Source organism: Halobacillus shinanisalinarum (assembly GCF_022919835.1).
Lineage (GTDB): Bacteria > Bacillota > Bacilli > Bacillales > Halobacillaceae > Halobacillus_A > Halobacillus_A shinanisalinarum.
In genome coordinates, this window is the sequence record NZ_CP095074.1 from 3,998,390 (window position 1) to 4,017,550 (window position 19,161).

The 19,161-nt window shown below is 40.4% G+C and carries 14 protein-coding genes and 1 pseudogene; 13 read left to right on the plus strand and 2 right to left on the minus strand.

Annotated features, from left to right (window positions below):
• Positions 1-322 precede the first annotated feature (322 nt).
• The 10 genes from MUO14_RS19835 to MUO14_RS19880 all read left to right on the plus strand — a co-directional run bounded on the left by MUO14_RS19835 (position 323) and on the right by MUO14_RS19880 (position 14,891).
• Positions 323-2,218, plus strand: a complete 1,896-nt coding sequence (locus tag MUO14_RS19835) for a PrkA family serine protein kinase (RefSeq protein WP_244752260.1) — start codon at positions 323-325, stop codon at positions 2,216-2,218.
• Between the two features lie 555 nt (positions 2,219-2,773).
• Positions 2,774-5,593, plus strand: a complete 2,820-nt coding sequence (locus MUO14_RS19840) for a 2-oxoglutarate dehydrogenase E1 component (RefSeq protein WP_244755695.1) — start codon at positions 2,774-2,776, stop codon at positions 5,591-5,593.
• Positions 5,580-6,857, plus strand: coding sequence for a 2-oxoglutarate dehydrogenase complex dihydrolipoyllysine-residue succinyltransferase (odhB, locus tag MUO14_RS19845; RefSeq protein ID WP_244752261.1), 1,278 nt, complete (start codon positions 5,580-5,582; stop codon positions 6,855-6,857). Before MUO14_RS19840 ends, odhB begins: the two co-directional genes overlap by 14 nt.
• Before the next feature lie 284 nt (positions 6,858-7,141).
• Positions 7,142-8,311 (plus strand): sporulation protein YhbH, encoded by a 1,170-nt coding sequence (gene yhbH, locus MUO14_RS19850; RefSeq protein ID WP_244752262.1) that lies wholly within the window; start codon positions 7,142-7,144, stop codon positions 8,309-8,311.
• Positions 8,312-8,454: 143 nt separating this feature from the next.
• Positions 8,455-8,640 (plus strand): hypothetical protein, encoded by a 186-nt coding sequence (locus MUO14_RS19855; RefSeq protein ID WP_244752263.1) that lies wholly within the window; start codon positions 8,455-8,457, stop codon positions 8,638-8,640.
• A gap of 69 nt (positions 8,641-8,709) precedes the next feature.
• On the plus strand, positions 8,710-9,522 hold the full coding sequence (gene proC, locus MUO14_RS19860; RefSeq protein ID WP_244755697.1) for a pyrroline-5-carboxylate reductase: 813 nt from the start codon (positions 8,710-8,712) through the stop codon (positions 9,520-9,522).
• Between the two features lie 96 nt (positions 9,523-9,618).
• Entirely contained in the window at positions 9,619-10,095 is a 477-nt protein-coding gene (locus tag MUO14_RS19865) for a PH domain-containing protein (RefSeq protein ID WP_244752264.1), read from the plus strand.
• The gene (locus MUO14_RS19870; RefSeq protein WP_244752265.1) at positions 10,085-11,545 is read left to right on the plus strand and encodes a PH domain-containing protein; all 1,461 of its coding nucleotides are present in this window, start codon (positions 10,085-10,087) and stop codon (positions 11,543-11,545) included. Before MUO14_RS19865 ends, MUO14_RS19870 begins: the two co-directional genes overlap by 11 nt.
• A 147-nt stretch (positions 11,546-11,692) precedes the next feature.
• On the plus strand, positions 11,693-12,988 hold the full coding sequence (locus MUO14_RS19875; protein ID WP_304654197.1) for an NCS2 family permease: 1,296 nt from the start codon (positions 11,693-11,695) through the stop codon (positions 12,986-12,988).
• Positions 12,989-13,700: 712 nt separating this feature from the next.
• Positions 13,701-14,891 (plus strand): NupC/NupG family nucleoside CNT transporter, encoded by a 1,191-nt coding sequence (locus MUO14_RS19880; protein WP_244752266.1) that lies wholly within the window; start codon positions 13,701-13,703, stop codon positions 14,889-14,891.
• Between the two features lie 88 nt (positions 14,892-14,979).
• Here MUO14_RS19880 and MUO14_RS19885 read toward each other — a convergent pair.
• Positions 14,980-15,111 (minus strand): annotated as a pseudogene (locus MUO14_RS19885) (SDR family NAD(P)-dependent oxidoreductase); the annotation flags it as partial.
• A 157-nt stretch (positions 15,112-15,268) separates the two neighbouring features.
• On the opposite strand from MUO14_RS19885, the gene MUO14_RS19890 reads away from it, so the two are divergent.
• Together MUO14_RS19890 and MUO14_RS19895 are read left to right on the plus strand one after the other, a co-directional pair.
• The gene (locus tag MUO14_RS19890) at positions 15,269-16,108 is read left to right on the plus strand and encodes an SDR family oxidoreductase (RefSeq protein ID WP_244752267.1); all 840 of its coding nucleotides are present in this window, start codon (positions 15,269-15,271) and stop codon (positions 16,106-16,108) included.
• A gap of 78 nt (positions 16,109-16,186) precedes the next feature.
• Positions 16,187-17,614, plus strand: coding sequence for an aldehyde dehydrogenase family protein (locus tag MUO14_RS19895; protein ID WP_244752268.1), 1,428 nt, complete (start codon positions 16,187-16,189; stop codon positions 17,612-17,614).
• Between the two features lie 313 nt (positions 17,615-17,927).
• Here the strand turns inward: MUO14_RS19895 and MUO14_RS19900 are convergent, their stop codons facing one another.
• A complete protein-coding gene (locus MUO14_RS19900; protein WP_244752269.1) occupies positions 17,928-18,356 on the minus strand; it encodes a ferritin-like domain-containing protein in 429 nt (142 codons plus the stop codon).
• A gap of 221 nt (positions 18,357-18,577) precedes the next feature.
• On the opposite strand from MUO14_RS19900, the gene MUO14_RS19905 reads away from it, so the two are divergent.
• Complete coding sequence (locus MUO14_RS19905; protein ID WP_255822212.1) at positions 18,578-19,003, plus strand: NUDIX domain-containing protein; 426 nt, start codon at positions 18,578-18,580, stop codon at positions 19,001-19,003.
• Positions 19,004-19,161: the final 158 nt, after the last annotated feature.

The following is a 19,161-nucleotide window of genomic DNA, read 5'->3' on the forward strand; positions in this document are numbered from 1 at the left end:
ACGTAGGAAAGGCATACGCTGTGATCCTCAAAACGTTCGCGCCTCGTTTTTCATTCGTCAACTCTTTGAACATACACTATACTAAATTATTTATCATCCTAAAATATTCATAATAATTCTAACAATGCATTTTACAAGTGTCAAAATCTTCATTAGGTACTATTTATATTTAATTGTTAAATGGTAATTTACTATTTGATTCATTCGTTTCGATGTTTAAGGTTTTCTTAGGGTATCCAAATATCACGCGAGATTCATGTTTTCATAAGGTCGGGCATAGACTAAATTAACTTTGGGTTGATACGACGAGGGAGGTCGTTAAGTGGATATTTTAAAGAAAATTCAGGAACGAAGAGAGCATGAGGAAGAATTGAAATGGGAAGGTACTTTTCGAGAATATTTAGATCTATTAAAAGAGAAACCGTTCTTAGCTCAATCTGCCCATTCGCGTGTATATAATATGATTACAGAAGCCGGGGTTGAGGAAGACAGCAGTCACAAGAAATATTCCTTTTTTGATGAAGATATTTATGGGTTAGATGAAGCAATGGAGCGGCTGGTTGAGGAATACTTTCACCCCGCAGCAAGGAGATTGGATGTAAGAAAAAGAATTTTGTTATTAATGGGGCCTGTGAGTGGCGGGAAATCTACACTTGTGAACTTATTGAAACGCGGGTTAGAGAAATATTCGTATTCCGACGATGGGGCTGTCTTTGCGATTAAAGGCTGTCCCATGCATGAAGACCCTCTTCATATGATCCCACACCATCTTAGGGAAGAATTCCAGGAAGAATATGGAATACGTGTGGAAGGAAGCCTTTCACCATTAAACACGATGCGGCTGGAACAGGATTATGGTGGCCGTATGGAAGATGTCCAAGTTGAACGCATCTTTTTCTCGGAGGATAAGCGAACGGGGATTGGAACATTTAGTCCTTCTGATCCGAAGTCACAGGACATTGCAGATTTGACAGGCTCTATTGACTTTTCAACGATCGCACAGTACGGCTCTGAATCGGATCCGCGTGCCTATCGTTTTGACGGTGAACTGAATAAAGCGAACCGTGGAATGATGGAATTTCAGGAGATGTTGAAGTGTGACGAGAAGTTCCTGTGGCATTTATTGAGTCTCACACAAGAAGGAAATTTCAAAGCAGGGCGATTTGCACTTATTTCTGCGGATGAATTGATTATCGCACATACGAACGAAGCGGAGTACCGATCTTTCATTGCCAATAAGAAAAACGAAGCGCTTCATTCTCGAATGATTGTCATGCCGGTTCCATACAATTTGAAAGTCACACAAGAGGAACGGATTTATGAAAAAATGATCCGTGAAAGTGACATACGTGATGTGCATATCGCGCCACACACGCTTAAAGTAGCTGCCATGTTCACGATTCTAACGCGTTTAAAAGAATCGAAGAAGGCATCGGTTGATGTATTGAAGAAAATGTATCTATATGACGGGGAAATGGTGGAAGGCTTTAGTGATGTGGATGTAGAAGAATTGAAGAAGGAGTTCCCGGATGAAGGGATGAGTGGGATTGACCCACGTTATGTCATAAACCGAATTTCTTCGACTATTATTAAAAAAGAAATGACATCCATCAATGCGCTTGATGTGTTACGCTCCCTTAAAGACGGCCTTGATAGTCATGCCTCTATATCAGGTGAGGATAAGGATCGCTATTTGGAATTTATTTCGCTTGCCAGAAAACAATATGATGATCTTGCTAAGAAGGAAGTCCAGAAAGCATTCGTTTACTCGTATGAGGAGTCAGCTAGAACATTAATGGATAATTATTTAGACAATGTGGAAGCTTACTGCAATAAAGCGAAACTACGTGATCCTCTTACAGGTGAAGAATTGAACCCTGACGAGCGACTAATGCGTTCTATTGAAGAACAAATTGGTGTCTCGGAGAATGCGAAAAAAGCGTTCCGTGAGGAAATTCTTATTCGAATTTCCGCGTATGCAAGAAAAGGGAAGAAATTCGATTACCAATCCCATGAACGGCTCCGTGAAGCGATTCAGAAGAAGCTGTTCGCTGACTTGAAGGATGTTGTTAAGATTACCACATCAACGAAAACACCTGATGAACAGCAGTTGAAGAAGATTAATGAGGTTGTAGCTACATTAGTAGATGAGCACGGCTATAATTCCACTTCAGCAAATGAATTATTAAAGTATGTAGGAAGTTTATTAAATCGATAAATTCATTAAGGGCATGTCAGTCTAAATATAGGCTGGCATGCTTTTTAACGTCTTTCGTTTTAGTCGAATTCCTTCCTTTTTCGAACTAGTAGAACCTGCACTACATAATCCAGACTCTTCAGCTTTAACAGGTACCATGTTTTATCTATTCGAAAACTGGGAATAATAGTATACAGTTATCTTGGGCGACTTTTTGATGAGAAAACAAAAGCATCGACAAAATTCTACATCATCCATTAAATATGTGTAAGCCTTCTAGTCATGAGGGTTAGCACGTGTTTCAGTGATGGAGAGAATTTGAATTCTCACACTTTACCGATAAAAAGTGAAAAAGGCGTACCCATAGGTGCGCCTTTATTGTTATAATGGAAATGTTGTTTAAGGTTTAAAAAATAAGTACTATATGTTGAATTAATGGACGTTTCGACTCTATAATAGAGTATGTATTTGCAAACGTTTACGTTCTAGCATTGGACAACAATTACTTGGGGGTATTTAGACGTGTCAAATCAAGGCTCCAGTGAAAGCTTTTGGGAAAAATTTCACGGCCCCAACATGGGGTATATTGAAGAACAGTATGAGTTATATCAAAATGACGCAGATTCTGTCGACGCTTCGTTAAAAGAAGTATTTGATAATTATGGTGCACCAGCATGGATGATGAATACACATACATCTCCTGCAACGAATGGGGGAGCAAAGGCTTCATCCGAAGATATTGTGAAAGTGACCTCAGCATTGAAACTTGTTGAGGCTATTCGTCGTCATGGTCACTTAGAGGCAGACATTTATGCGGTCGGAAGCGAGGAACGTCCTGTTTCGACTTTAATAAACATTGAAAACTATGGATTGACTGAAGAAGACTTAAAGGGAATCCCAGCTGAATGGGTTTGGCCAGAGTCTCCTGTTAAATTAGATAATGCCTTAAGTGTTGTTCGCACGCTTAAGGAGAGATATGCAGGTACGATCTCCTTTGAATATGACCATGTAAATAATGACGAAGAACGCAAGTGGCTTCAGAATAATGTAGAGTCAGCTGCCTTCCAAGTCAACTTAAGTAAAGAAGAGAAGAAACAGCTCCTTAAGAGACTGGCTGATGTAGAAGGTTTCGAGAATTTCCTTGCTAAAACCTTTGTTGCTCAAAAGCGTTTCTCTATTGAAGGTTTAGATGTGATGGTGCCGATGCTGGATCATATTGTTCAATCAGCATCTGGTGACAAAATCGAACACATTATGATGGGAATGGCTCACAGAGGAAGATTGAATGTTCTTGCTCATGTGTTAGGAAAGCCTTACGATAGAATTTTCTCTGAGTTTCATCTTTCCCCAGATAAAGAGTTGGTACCTTCAGAAGGTTCCACAGGAATTAACTATGGCTGGACAGGGGATGTGAAATATCATTTTGGTGCTCGCCGAGAAATTGGCGATGGAGAACAAACAAGCACTCGGGTGACATTAAGCCACAACCCATCCCATTTAGAATATGTCAATCCTGTTGTACAAGGATTTACAAGGGCGGCTCAAGATGACCGTTCCGAACCGGGTTATGCTCAGATGGACGAGGGTGAAGCATTCGGAATTCTTATTCACGGCGATGCTGCTTTCATCGGAGAAGGGGTTGTCGCTGAAGGGTTAAATATGAGTGACTTACCAGGGTATCGCACAGGTGGGACCATCCATATTATTGCGAATAACTTAGTAGGTTTCACAACGAACAGACGGGATGGCCGCTCGACAAGGTACGCAAGTGATCTTGCCAAGGGTTTTGAAATCCCTATTATTCACGTGAACGCTGATGATCCAGTTGCTTGCTTATCTGCGATGTCATTGGCTTATGAATATCGTCAAAAATTCCATAAAGATTTTCTAATTGATCTAGTCGGTTATCGCCGTTATGGACATAACGAGATAGATGAGCCCCGCTCAACACAACCGAAACTCTACAAAGAGATTGATGATCATCCAACAGTTGCTAACATTTTTGAAAAATCTCTTATTGATGAAGGCAGTGTGGAAGAAGGAACTCTTAAGCAAATTAATGAAGAAATCGAAACGAATCTTCGTACTACTTACAACAATATGAATGAGAATGAAACAAAAGAAGCCGATGTAAAAAATCGTCCTGGTGGAGTAGAGCGACCGCTTGATGAAATTGAAACAATGGTTGATATTGAACGTTTACGAAAATTAAATCAAGATATGCTTAAACGCCCTGAAGGGTTTAACGGATTTAAGAAGCTGGAAAAAATCCTCAAGCGCCGTGGAAATATGTTGGATGACGGAAATAAAGTAGATTGGGCTACAGCAGAAGCGCTTGCCTTTGCTTCTATCTTAGAAGATGGAACACCAATAAGAATTACAGGACAGGATACAGAACGTGGAACCTTTGCCCACCGTCATATGGTTCTGCACGACATTGAAACAGATGAAACATATAGCCCACTCCACGGCTTGGAACAGGCAAGAGCCTCCTTTGATATTTATAATAGTCCATTATCAGAGGCTGGAGTCATTGGCTTTGAATATGGATACAGTGTACAGGCACCTGAAGCGCTCGTTATTTGGGAGGCGCAGTTTGGCGATTTCGCTAATGCGGGTCAAGTTATTTTTGACCAGTTTGTTGCAGCAGGTCGTGCCAAATGGGGAGAGAAATCAAGCATGGTTTTCTTACTTCCACACGGTTATGAAGGACAAGGACCAGAGCACTCAAGTGCCCGTCTTGAACGTTTCTTGCAATTAGCGGCTGAGAATAACTGGACGGTGGCTAACGTGACCTCATCTGCCCAATATTTCCATTTACTAAGACGCCAGGCAGCGATTAGTAATGCAGAGGAAGCTAGACCATTGGTTATCATGTCACCGAAAAGCTTGCTTCGTAACCAGCGCGTAGCCGTTGAAGGCAGTAGATTTAGTGACAGTAACTTCCAATCAATCCTGAAACAACCTGGTTTAAGCAAAGAAGAAAATAAGGATAAAGTTAAATCATTGCTTTTAGGCAGCGGAAAAATTATGGTTGAAATTGAAGATGTAGTGGAGAATGCTGAGAATGAAACATTCGATACGATCGATGCGGTTCGAATTGAACAAATTTATCCTTTCCCTGCGAAGAAGCTTGCGGAAATTCTAGAGACATATCCAAATCTCGAAGAACTTGTATGGGTTCAGGAAGAGCCGCAAAATATGGGGAGCTGGTATTTTGTTGAAGGAATCCTTCACAAATTGCTAAAAAAAGGACAAATTCACCGTTATGTAGGCAGACCACATCGGGCTTCTCCTTCTGTAGGTGAACCAAACATTCATAAAACAGAACAAAACCGAATCATCCAAGAAGCGTTACAGATGTCTAAAGGAGGAAAATCAAATGAAGGAAATTAAAGTTCCTGAGTTAGCTGAATCCATCACTGAAGGTACTATTGCCGAATGGCTTGTAAAAAAAGGGGATCAAGTAGAAAAAGGGGACCCTGTGCTAGAACTTGAGACAGACAAAGTAAATGTTGAAGTAAACGCTGATGCTAGTGGCATTATCTCAGAACTTCTTAAAGAAGCAGGGGATGACGTAGAAGTAGGCGATGTGATCGCTAAGGTTGATGAGAACGGAGAAGCTGGCGGTTCTTCAGATGATGAAGAGAAAAAAGAAGAGCCTAAAGAAGAAAAACAAGAAAGTACTGCTTCCTCTAATCAAAAAGAAGACAAGCAAGAGGAAGGCTCTAAAGAACAAGAGGGATCGAAGGGCGATGTGATTGCAACACCAGCAGCCCGCAAACGTGCACGCGAGCTAGGCATCGACTTAAGCCAAATTTCTGCTCGTGATCTTTTAGGCAGAATTCGTCCTGAGGATGTGGAATCTGCTGCTAGCGGCAAGAATGAGAAAAAAGAAGCTCCGAAGAAAGAGAAGAAGGAAAGCAAGCAAGACTCAAACGAGAAGACAGAGTTTGTTAAGCCTGTTGAACGAGAGAAAATGTCTCGTCGTCGTCAAACAATCGCTAAGAAACTTGTAGAAGCGCAGCAAAACTCTGCCATGCTTACAACGTTCAACGAAGTAGACATGACACATGTGATGAATCTTCGTAAAGAACGTAAAGATTCGTTCTTGAAAAAGCATGATATTAAACTAGGCTTCATGTCCTTCTTTACGAAGGCAGCTATCGGGGCCCTGAAAGAATTTCCACTGATTAATGCTGAAATTCAGGGTAATGAAATCGTGAAGAAGCAATTCTATGATATTGGTATGGCTGTTTCAACCGAAGAGGGACTAGTTGTTCCGGTGGTTCGTGACGCAGACCGCCTTGACTTTGCTGGAATTGAAAAAGGAATTGCAGACGTAGCTACGAAAGCTCGTAACAAAGAGCTGCAGCTAGATGACTTGCAAGGTGGTTCCTTTACAATTACCAATGGTGGTATTTTTGGATCCATGTTGTCTACACCGATCTTAAATGCACCACAGGTAGGTATTCTAGGCTTGCACAATATCGAGAAGCGAGCTAAAGTGATGCCAGATGATACGATTCAAGCACGTCCAATGATGTATATCGCCCTTTCCTATGATCATAGAATCGTTGATGGAAAAGACGCGGTACAATTCTTGCGCAGAATTAAAGAAATGATTGAAGATCCATATGATCTACTTTTAGAAGGATAAGTTACTAGAGAGCAGAGAACCTTGCTAACTTTTTAGTTAGCGAGGTTCTTTTTTCGCTTTTTTTTAATGAGTGTGACTCAGACGGTCTTGAATGGAAAGCCGGATTCTGCCCAAAAATGTTGCGATTTTGTCAAGAAAAAGCAAGATCCTTCCCAAATCTATTTTCCGATCATTATAGGCACACATTTCTTTTTTCAGAAATAATTGACCCTTCCGCGATTTCGCTTCATCCATTGACAAGGACCTGCATACGATAGAGTAATACTCAAAGCTAGGAGGGAAATTTGAATATGGATGATGAGAAAAGTTTCGTAATTGCTGAAGACGACTGGTCCCTCCACAGGAAAGGCTATGATGATCAGCGCCGGCATCAGGAAAAAGTAAGAGATGCAATGAACAAACAACTTCCTGACTTGATTACGGAAGAAAATATTGTGATGTCTAATGGAAAACGTGTTGTGAAAATTCCGATTCGGTCACTTGATGAATATAAAATTCGTTATAATCACGACAAGAATAAGCATGCAGGTCAAGGGGATGGTGATAGTGAGGTAGGGGATGTTCTAGGTCAATCACAGGAGAAAAAAGCCAAGCCTGGGCAAGGCGAAGGAGCTGGCGACCAGGCAGGAGAAGATTACTATGAAGCTGAAGTCACCTTGGCTGAGCTAGAGGAAGCATTTTTTAAAGAGTTGACTCTTCCTGATTTGGCAGAAAAAGAAAAAGACACGATCGTTCATGAAGATATTGAATTCCGTGACGTACGGAAAACAGGATTAACAGGAAATATAGATAAAAAACGGACGATGCTTGAAGCGTATAAAAGGAATGCACTTGCAGGCGATGCTTCTTTTGCACCGATATACCCTGAAGATATTCGTTACAAGGCATGGACAGATCAAGAAAAACCAGAATCGAAAGCTGTCGTGATCGCGATGATGGATACGAGCGGCAGTATGGGACAATGGGAAAAATATATGGCCCGCAGTTTTTTCTTTTGGATGAATCGTTTTTTAAACAAAAATTACGAAACGGTAGATGTGGAGTTCATTGCCCATCATACGCAAGCAAAAGTGGTTAGTGAAGAAGATTTCTTTTCTAAGGGTGAGAGCGGTGGAACAATTTGTTCGTCAGCCTATCGCAGAGCACTTCAACTGATAGACGAAAAGTATTCACCAGAACGTTATAATATTTATCCTTTTCACTTTTCTGATGGTGATAATCTTACTTCTGATAACAAGAGATGTATTTCGCTTATTGAGGAGCTTATCGGAGTGTCACAAATGTTTGGTTATGGTGAGGTGAATCAATATAACCGTTCTTCTAGCTTAATGCAGGCATACAAATCTATTGATCATCCTAAATTCAGGCATCATATTTTGAGGAAAAAAGTAGATGTATTTCATGCGATGAAAACATTCTTTAATGATGTAAAAAAAGCGGAAGTAACAAGCTGAAAACTGTGAACCAGGATCGTCGCGATCCTGGTTCTTTTTGTGGGTGCTTTTTTTAGACATTGTGCGAGTTAGTGCAGAAAAAGTTGTTCTGTCAATGACTATATATCCATGGATAGGTGGAGCTTCTAAAGTTATGCTGATTTATGAGTGAAAATAATTCCACGAAAAAAGCTGAGCTTGAAGGCAGCTCAGCTTTTTTCGTAGCAGCTATGATATTTGTTGTGGATCGTTATGATATGAAGAATACAATGTTAATTATAGTAAAGCAGGTTGGATTTGTAAAGGCTTTATCAGGAAAACATGGGAAAATCGCTGACTGCGATCTTTAAATCATCAAGAGATTGTAGTGAAAGACATATTCGGATACAATAAGAATCACAAGAAAGGGGTGTTGTATGGTGGAAAAGCAAATTGGTTTCATTGGCTGCGGTCAAATGGGCCAGGCTATGATTCAAGGGATGATTCAATCGGGTGCAGTTAGACCTGAGCAAATCGCAGCAACAGCATTAACGGATGAAACGATCGACTTTGTTGCTGAGGAACTAGGGGTCCGTATCTCTAATGATAATAAAAAGTTGGCACAGGAAAGTGATATTTTGTTCCTTGCTGTTAAGCCTTATGTTTACCAAGGAGTTATTCAAGAAATTAAATCATCTGTTAATGATGATACAGTCATCGTAACAGTTGCAGCTGGGATGACATTGGATAAAGTGAGGAAGTCTTTTGATTCTCAAGTGAAAGTGATTCGCTCGATGCCAAATACCCCATCATTAGTCGGTGCAGGTATGAGTGTGCTTTGTCCAAATGATTTTGTAACCGAAGAGGATCTTCATGATGTAAAGGAAATCTTTGAAAGCTTTGGTGAAGCTGAAGTGATTGAAGAACGCTTAATGGATGCTGTTCCAGCAGTGAGCGGGTCATCACCAGCTTTTGTCTATATGTTTATTGAAGCAATGGCGGATACCGCGGTTCAACAGGGTATCCCGAGAGAGAAGGCCTATAAGCTGGCTTCCCAGGCTGTCCAAGGGGCTGCGAAAATGGTATTAGAGACAGGGAAACATCCAGGTGAGCTCAAGGATGCCGTCTGTACGCCTGGAGGGGTTACGATTGAGGGTGTGAACACGCTTGAACAAGCAGGGCTCCGAAGTTCGGTCATTCAAGCGATGAATGCCTGCACGGATAAATCTAAAGAATTATCTAACGGCTCATAGGTAGGTGGAATCCAGGCATGTTTGGCCTGGATTTTGTTTGTTTTGAAACGATCGGAAGGGGTCGATCGTACAAAAAGAGGAGAAGGAGGTCTGCTTATGAGAGAACCAAGTCAACGAATATCGAGACGTGCCCTCACACTTTGGAGGATTTATGGGTACATAAATACAGGAATCGTAGGGGTCATAGCCATTGCGATTATCATCCTTACAAATCTATATTCATGGCCGCTCTGGCCAAGCTTTGTGATTGGTGTTCTATTTGTCTTAGAAATTATTTTTTCTATTTGGCTGATTCCATCTATTAAGTGGGATCGTTTGCGGTATGAAGTGAGAGATCAGGAAATTGAATACCAATATGGATTATTTATCGTTAAACGGATTCTTGTACCAATGGTTCGTGTGCAGCATGTGGATACAGAACAAGGCCCGCTGCTTCGAAAGTATCGATTGGCTACAATTAGTATATCTACAGCCGCAACGGTACATAAAATACCGGCACTCGATGAACGAGAAGCTGAGGGGCTTAGGAATACGATCTCATCTTTAGCAAGGGTGGCTGAGGATGATGTTTGAACCACAACGTCTTCATCCAGTATCCGCCGTTCTTAACTTTGTGAAAGGGTTAAAGGACGCGATTTTTCCGATCATTGCTATTTTCTTTTTAAATGGGAACCAGGTGGAAGGCTTCCTCAACTGGCTTCCCCTCATTTTATCAGCCTCCTTTTTAGTACTCATACTAATAGCCGGGATTGTAAAGTGGCTTCGTTTTACTTATCGAGTGCAGGAAGGGGAACTGCGTATTGAATATGGTCTGATTTTTCGAAAAAAGCGGTATATCCCTATGGATCGGATCCAAAGCCTCAATTTCTCTGAAGGGGTTTTGCACAGGCCTTTTCAACTTGTGAAAGTTTCGATTGAAACAGCCGGTTCTCCAGGAAGTCAAGAGGCAGAAGCTGAATTGACGGCAATTAAGAGATCAGAAGCAAAAAGGCTTGAGGAAATTATATACCATGGTAAACAGGAACGTTCTTTCGTAGAGGAGCAGACAGAGGAACAGGGAATGGATTCGGATCGGATGCTTGTTTATGGGATGACTATGAAGGATCTGGTGCTCATGGCTCTTACCTCTGGAGGAGCAGGTGTAGTTATTTCAGGGGTAGCGGTTTTCTTTTCGCAGATTATTGAATTTCTTCCCGTGGGAACGATTTATGAAGAAGTGCTCGATTGGCTTCAAATTGGAGTTCTTATTGTCGGCTTAACCGCACTACTTATTCTTCTACTGGCTTACGGAATCTCTGTTATCTTAACTGTGCTTCGTTTTGGCAAATTTTCCGTTTTCATTGAGGGGGAAGACTTAATCATCACACGTGGTTTACTAGAAAAGAAACAAATCACCATACCCTTAAATCGGATTCAAGGGATAAGAGTGGATGAAAATATGATACGGCAGCCTTTAGGGTTTGCAACCATATCGATCATTAGTGCAGGTGGCTCCATCAAGGGTGACGCGGAGCAGCAGTTTAAAGTGCTCCCTTTAATTAAGCGGAGTCAAATCAAAGGTGTTATGGAAAGCATCCTGCCCCAATATGATCTTGATGTATCGTTAAAACGTCCGCCGAAGCGTGCACGAATACGCTATCTAGTAAGGTGTGTCTTGTTTCCTGCCGTCCTTGCCATAGCTGCAAGTGTGTTCTTTTGGCCTGTTGGTTTGGTTTCCTTACTGATTGTTCCGATTTTCATTGGGTTAGGTGTATTGAATCATCGGGATGCAGGATGGAATGTTCGTGATAAACAACTAACATTAAGCTATCGGTTTATGACGAAACAAACCTATGTTATGAAAAAGCACCGAATTCAATCAAGCCAGTGTTCACAATCTATATTACAAAAACGTGCCCGCCTTTCCTCAGTTGAAGTAACGTTAAAAACAGGAGTAGGAAAGGCAAGAGCACATTGTCATCACTTAGAGAATGAGGATATTGAACAGATAATGGATTGGTTTAAACATGAAAATATAGGGTGATCCTCAGTCGATTTCTATTGTTTTTGTAGAAATCGACTTTTTTTATTGTTAAAACCGAACGATTTTTGATAAATACTTGAATTTTGTTCGTAAAACGAATATTATTATACATGTTATGATTTTCATTCGGAAAGTAAGGTGTGATTCATGTTGAAAATATTTCGTTTACAAGAAAACAATACAAATGTCCGAACAGAGATGCTGGCGGGTCTAACAACGTTCTTAACAATGGTTTATATAGTCATCGTTAATCCTGCGATTCTTTCTGCTGCTGGTCTGCCTTTCGACCAGGTATTTATGGCAACAGTGATTGCAGCGATTGTTGGTACGTTAATCATGGCGTTAGCTGCCAATTATCCGATAGCCATTGCACCTGGAATGGGGATGAATGCTTACTTTGTTACAGAAGTGGCTCAACAAGATGTAAGTTATTCTGTGATTTTAGGGACCGTCTTCCTAGCAGGTATTCTATTTGTTATTTTAAGTTTAACCAGCTTGAGAGAAATCCTAATTACAGCTATCCCATCTTCACTAAAGTACGGAATTACATCAGGGATCGGTCTTTTTATTGCATTTTTGGGATTACGAATGTCAGGCATCGTTGTCGCAAGTGAATCTACACTCGTTACCCTTGGTGATCTCACCGCACCAGGGACGGTGTTAACGATCGTTGGCTTGTTTATCACACTTGGTTTAATTGCTCGCCGAGTAACAGGGGCGTTATTCATTGGCATGGTCGTTACAGCTATTATAGGAATGTTTACAGGGCAGTTATCTTTTGAAGATGGACTTATGTCTGCACCACCTTCTCCCGTATTTTGGGACATTGATTTAGCTGGAGTATTCAGTAATGGACTATATACAGTGATTTTTGCCTTTTTGCTCGTGACCATTTTTGATACGACAGGAACGATGATTGGAGTAGCTGAACAGGCCGGTTTCATTCGTAAAGATGGAAGTTTACCGAGAGCACGTGCTGCTTTGATGGCTGATGCCACAGCTACGACCGCTGGTGCAATGTTTGGTACGAGTCCATCCTCCGCTTATGTTGAATCCTCTTCAGGTGTGGCTGTCGGCGGAAGAACCGGGCTTACTACTGTTGTTGTTGCTGGCTTATTTTTACTTTCTATTTTCTTCTCTCCGTTAGTAGGAGCAGTATCGAATTTGGCCGCGATTACAGCACCTGTGCTTATAATCGTCGGTTGTTTTATGATGGAAGGCTTAGCAAAAATCAATTGGCAGAATTTTGATGATGCTTTTCCAGCTTTCATTATTATTCTATCTATGCCTTTGACATCAAGCATCGCTACAGGAATCGCCTTTGGCTTTATAACCTATCCGCTGTTGAAACTAATGAATGGCAAAGCGAAGGATGTCCACTGGATTTTATATGTATTTGGCTTTATTTTCATCCTGCAAATGATCTTTTTCCCAGGTCATTAAGTTCTTAAGTTATGTTCCTCATGCAAGAACATGGGGGATGACTAACATAAATGTTAATTTAAAATTTTTGAAACTATTTATTTAACTGATTCGTCTAATGTATAGAAACACTTTAAAGCGTTAGAGGATACTGAGTATGTGAAGTTTGGTGAACAGGTCGTGATACATTATTGTTACACGAGCCTTTCATTATAAAAATGATATACCTCCCCTTAGGTATAGCACTCTTCGGCTGACCACCGGAGGGTGCATTTTGGTTTTTTATGAGAGAAGTTATTCCTACAGATTACGCTCCTTTCAAAAGAAACTGATAGGATGCTGCGGGAAATATCGCAGCAGGGCAACGCCAGCTGAAGAGATGGTTGATAGTATGCTGCCAATTTGACGTAAGTAGGTCTACTAAGAATGGAAGTTCTGGGACGTAACAGGCACAAATATTTATGGAAAAAAAGCTGCTGAATAAATCATTCAGCAGCTTTTTTTATGCTTTAGGAAAAAATTCCTGAATCAATAAAAACACTTGTAAATGCTTTGTTATTGGGAATAATATCGATAAATGAGGATAAAGATCGATTTAATGAAAATTCTATCAATTGAATAAGTATTGCAAGACGTCTGACAACCTGTTAAAATCCATATTAGAAACAGATCATGAAAGCATTTTCATTTTGTGTGTGTCTGACGATTTAAACTTTTGAGGGGGAACTTAAGCGTGGATATCTTACTAGGAATTTTGGCCGTTGTTGTTATTCTTGGAATCGCATATTTCATGTCTAATGATCGTAAAAATATAAATTATTTTGGTATTGGTGTTATGCTCCTGGCCCAGCTTATAACAACTTTTGTCATGTTTGAGACAGAAGTTGGCGCATGGATTATTAACAAAATATCATGGGTATTTAACAAACTCATTGAATTCGGGACCGTTGGTGTCAACTTTGTTCTTGGCGGTGTGGCGACAGATGAGGGAGCTTCTGTATTCTTCTTTAATGTACTACTATTAATTATCTTCTTTGCAACCATTCTATCTGTTCTTACGTACCTAAAGATTTTGCCATTTATTATTAAATATTTAGGTCAGTTCTTATCTTATATTACTCGCTTACCTAAGATTGAGTCTTTTAACGCAGTAAACAGTATCTTCTTTGGACAATCCGAAGCCATTATTGCTATTAAGTCACAATTTAAACAGCTTAGTGATAACCGCTTATATATCGTAAGTGCTTCAGCAATGGGGTCTGTATCAGCTTCCATTGTCGGTGCATATCTTGGCATTCTACCTCCTGATTATGTTCTTGTAGCCCTTCCGCTAAATATGTTTAGTGCACTTATTGTTGCTTCATTAATTGCACCCGTTAAAGTGCCTAAAGAGGAAGACTACGTAGACATTGAAGACGTGTCTGGTTCGAAAAGTCTTTTCGAGGCCATGGGGAATGGTGCATTAGACGGTGGTAAAATTGCTTTAATCGTAGCGGCGATGCTTATCGCGTTTATCGCATCCCTTGAATTAGTTAATGCTCTCTTTTCATTCCTATTCGCAGGCTTCACTTTACAGGAAGGGCTTGGCTATCTTATCGCACCAATCGGTTTTCTAATGGGTATCCCTGCTTCAGAAGTAATTGATGCAGGTGCCATCATGGGAACGAAAATTGTAACGAACGAATTCGTTGCCATGCTTGAGTTCCAAGGAATGGTTGATCAAGTATCAGAAAAAACAGTTGGTATTGTTACGGTGTTCCTAACAAGTTTTGCTAACTTCTCTTCTATAGGAATCATTGCAGGCACGGTACAAGGGATTGACGCTGACAAAGGTGCTCGCGTATCAGGATTTGGTATGAAGCTTCTTGTTGGTGCAACACTTGGTTCCATGCTTTCTGCAACGATGGCTGGATTATTCCTATAAAAATAAGTAAGAAGAAGCCTGGCCAGAGAGATTCCTTGGCCAGGCTTTTTTGCATGTGGGCAGAATCACAATGATTTAGGACAGAATCCTTCAAACGCTCTTCCCTTCTTGCTGCGAGAATGATATTTGCTTCCTTATCTGCTAATTCTTTGGCAGTCTCCCCACCAATTCCACTAGATGCTCCCATAATAATCACTACTTTCTCTTTTATGTTAGACATAAATAATACTCTCCTTTGTAGAAACTATCGAACTGTTCTGTGTTGCAATGTTCTCTCATGTTTTTGTATGGTTAAACGTATAAAAACATAAATGATCTCGGGGGACTTATGAGAGATTGGAATAATAAATTAATCCTATATAAATTGAGGTGGTTGAATGGATAAGAAGGTAGCTATAGTAACAGGCGCTAATTCAGGAATGGGACTTGCGACGACGATTGAACTTGCTAAATACGGTTCACATGTAATCATGTTTTGCAGGAATGAAAATAGAGGGGCGGAGGCTTTAAAAATAGCTAAAGAGAAAAGTAGATCAGACAATCTTTCACTAATTCTCTGCGATCTCGGTTCACTTGAAAGTATAAGAAAAGCAACGAAGGAATTTAAAAAACATCATCAAGCACTTGACTTGCTTATTAACAATGCGGGTGTTGTTTCTATTAAAAAACGTGTGACTCAGGACGGTTTTGAGTCTCAACTTGGTGTCAATCATTTAGGTCATTTTCTATTAACGAATTTACTGCTTGATAATTTAAAGGCTGCAGATGAAGCGAGAGTCATTGTAGTTTCTTCGGGGGCACATAAATGGGGGAAGATCTATTTTAATGATCCACATTTCATAAAAAACTATAATGTAATCAAGGGATATGGACAATCTAAACTGGCTAACATTTTATTTGCAAGAGCTTTAGCAAATAAGTTGGAAGGGACAAATATAACCGTAAATAGCCTTCATCCTGGTGCAGTTGCTACTAACCTTGGCGTAGACAGAGGGACTGGCTTCGGAAAGATGATTATGAAAGGTCTGTCTTCGTTTTTCAAGACACCATTACAAGGGGTTGAGACAGCCATTTACCTAGCAACTAGTCCTGAAGTGAAGGGGATATCTGGTGAGTATTATTATAATAAAAAAAAGGCTCCTACTTCAAAGCGAGGTCTTGATTTAGACTTGGCTGAAAAATTATGGCGCTGGAGTGAGGAGCAAGTTCATCTTTGAGAAGAACTACAATAAGTTTACTTCCTACTTAAAAAGGTTATATTCTCTATAGATTCCATTTGAAAGGGAGTATGTTCTGTGGTTAAGCAATTTAAATTATATATAGACGGTGAATGGATAGATACAGATGAAGTAGTAAATGTAGCAAATAAATATACACATGATACGTATGTCCAAGTAGCAAAAGCATCTGAAAAAGAAGTAGACCAAGCGATCGGTGCCGCTGAACGTGCATTTACAGAGCAGCAAATGTCTCCTTATAAGCGATATCAAGTGCTCAAGCGTGTTAGTGAACTTTTACAGGAAAATAAAGAGGAGTTCGCGAAAACCATTACCATGGAAGCAGGGAAGCCGCTTAAACAGGCACGTAACGAAGTAGACCGCGCCACACAAACGGTTGAACTTTCAGCGGAAGAGGCGAAGCGGATCCATGGGGAAGGGGTTCCTGTCGAATCAGCCCCAGGCTCTGAGAATCGTATGGCCTTTACGATTAAAGTCCCTGTGGGCGTGGTCGGGGCAATCAGTCCATTTAACTTCCCATTAAATCTTGTTTCTCATAAAATTGCCCCAGCTATTGCCGCGGGGAACGCTGTAGTGTTGAAGCCGGCTAGTGCAACCCCTGTCGCTTCCATAATGTTAGCTGAAATGTTTCATGAAGCTGGATTGCCAAAAGGGTTCTTCAATGTCGTTGTGGGCTCGGGGTCCACTGTGGGAAATCAAATGATGGAAGATAAACGAATCCAGCTATATACGTTTACAGGGAGTGCTGAAGTTGGGCTTAAACTTAAACAAACTACCGGTCTCAATCGGCTGATCCTTGAGCTTGGAAATAACTCTCCGGTTATTGTTGATAAAGAAGCAGATATCGATGCTGCAGCAAAAAACACAGCGGCTAAGAGCTTCGCTTTTGCCGGACAAGTGTGTCTCTCTGTTCAGCGTCTTTATGTCCATGAAGATGTCCGGCAAGAATTCCAAGAAAAGTTTATTAAAGCAGTGAAAGAGTTGAAAGTCGGCGATCCGAATGATGATCAAACAGACGTAGGACCGATGATTAGTGAAGATGAGGCTAAACGTGCCGAGCAATGGATAGAGGAAGCGAAACAAGCTGGTGGAACTGTCGTACACGGCGGTAAACGAGAGGGTGCCCTTTTATATCCAACAGTTCTTCAAGATATTACACCTGAAATGAAAGTTGTTTGTGAAGAAATATTCGCGCCTGTTGTAAGTCTGATCCCATTCACAGATATTAAAGAATGCATCAATGAAGTCAATAAGTCCCAGTACGGATTGCAAGGCGGCATATTTACACAAAATCTTGATACAGCTTTCTATGCAGCCAAACATGTGCAAGTCGGCGGGCTGATGATCAATGATTCTTCACAATACCGCGTGGATCTGATGCCATATGGCGGTGTGAAAGATAGCGGTTCAGGCAAAGAAGGACCGAAGTATTCTATTGAGGAAATGACAGAGGAACGATTAGTTGTCATGAACTTAAATCAGTAATTTGGAAAAGCAAACGTGTACTTTCTCTTATCCAAAAAAGGTCGTGGACTCCACGGCCTTTTTTAGGGTTTTGTGAATTATAACTACCGACACGCTTGCCGAGTAACAGTAAAGCTCTTTACTATAATAGTCTCTGTTCTTAAGTAAACGAGACATATTGTTGGGAGGCAAGTGAGTGTGTAAAAGGCTGACTTTTACCACTCTGATCTGAAAAATCCGGTATCCCTTTCTCTGCTTCCTTCAACAGGGCAACGATTTCTACCAAATATTGCACTTAATTTATCAATAGATCAGTTTCACCAGGGGGAGGGATCTAATACATTAGGTTGTTCAATTGATCAATATGCGACCTGTCTTCAGCCAAATTTTCTTCAACCATTTGTCGGCTTCTCGGATCAAGGTCTCCTCGTACAATATCTTCCGTGGTGCGGATTCCCATTTGTTGTCCTTTTACTGCGCCCTTCAAAATTTCTCCTGTTGTATCAGGAAAACCCTTGAGATTCATCATTGATTCTCGTACAGAACCCATGAATCCATTGTCCTCAGCAGCTTTCCCACCAAGATCTTGTATTCTTTCAGCAATTTTCAATGCATGTTGTTTATGTTCTTGCTGGATTAATTGTAAGGCAGCTTTAATATCCTGGTCTTGTGCATTTTTGATGTAATGTTCGTAAGCATGGATTCCCATATATTCACCTTTTAAATATTCATTCAATTCCTTAACTACGTTGTTTTCCTTCATAGCAAACATTCCTCCTAGCGCTTTTGTATAAAGATGAGCATCCCTAGTTTATTGATATTTTTCGTTAAAAGTATAAAATATATACTCCGTTTAAACATACCTGTTCGGTGATTTTCTTCAATAGGTCCATTTCGTTGAATAAGGGAAGGAGTTTCAAAGCTGTAAATCGAAATATACAGATAGATGAACGGCTGAAATAGAAGGAGCGTTATTATGGCTAAATTCATCGGTTAAGTAGGGGAGTTATCCTTAAAAATGGTCACGTATTATTAGCAAGAGCCAAGGGGTATGGTCATACCTTTCTACCTGGTGGACACGTTGAAATGTGGGAAGGAGCTGAAAAGGCCCTTATTCGAGAAATAAAAGAGGAATTGGGAATTACTGTTGTGTTAAAAGGATTTATAGGTGATATTGAACATGAATGGATGTCAAGAGGTCGAAAGAATGTTGAAATTAATCATCTGTTTAAAGTCGAGTTGAAAAATGATGAAGAGAAAATTTTTAGTAAAGAGAATCACCTAGAGTTTATTTGGGTGAGTGTAGAAAATATACATAAATATAATTTGCAGCCGCAACCTTTAGTGCAGCTATTAAAGGAAATTGACAAGAGATCAAATGCTTACTGGATAAGCACTTTAGGAAAGTGAACGTTACCTTGTCCATTTTTTTTTATTTAATAGAGTATTTGCTGATGTTTAGAAAGCGACTATTCGCAATTATTGAAAGGAGGCGTTGTAATATGTATATAAACATAATCCGGTGCAGGGCTAACCAAATTGAGGGGATATACGTATAACTGGCCCTA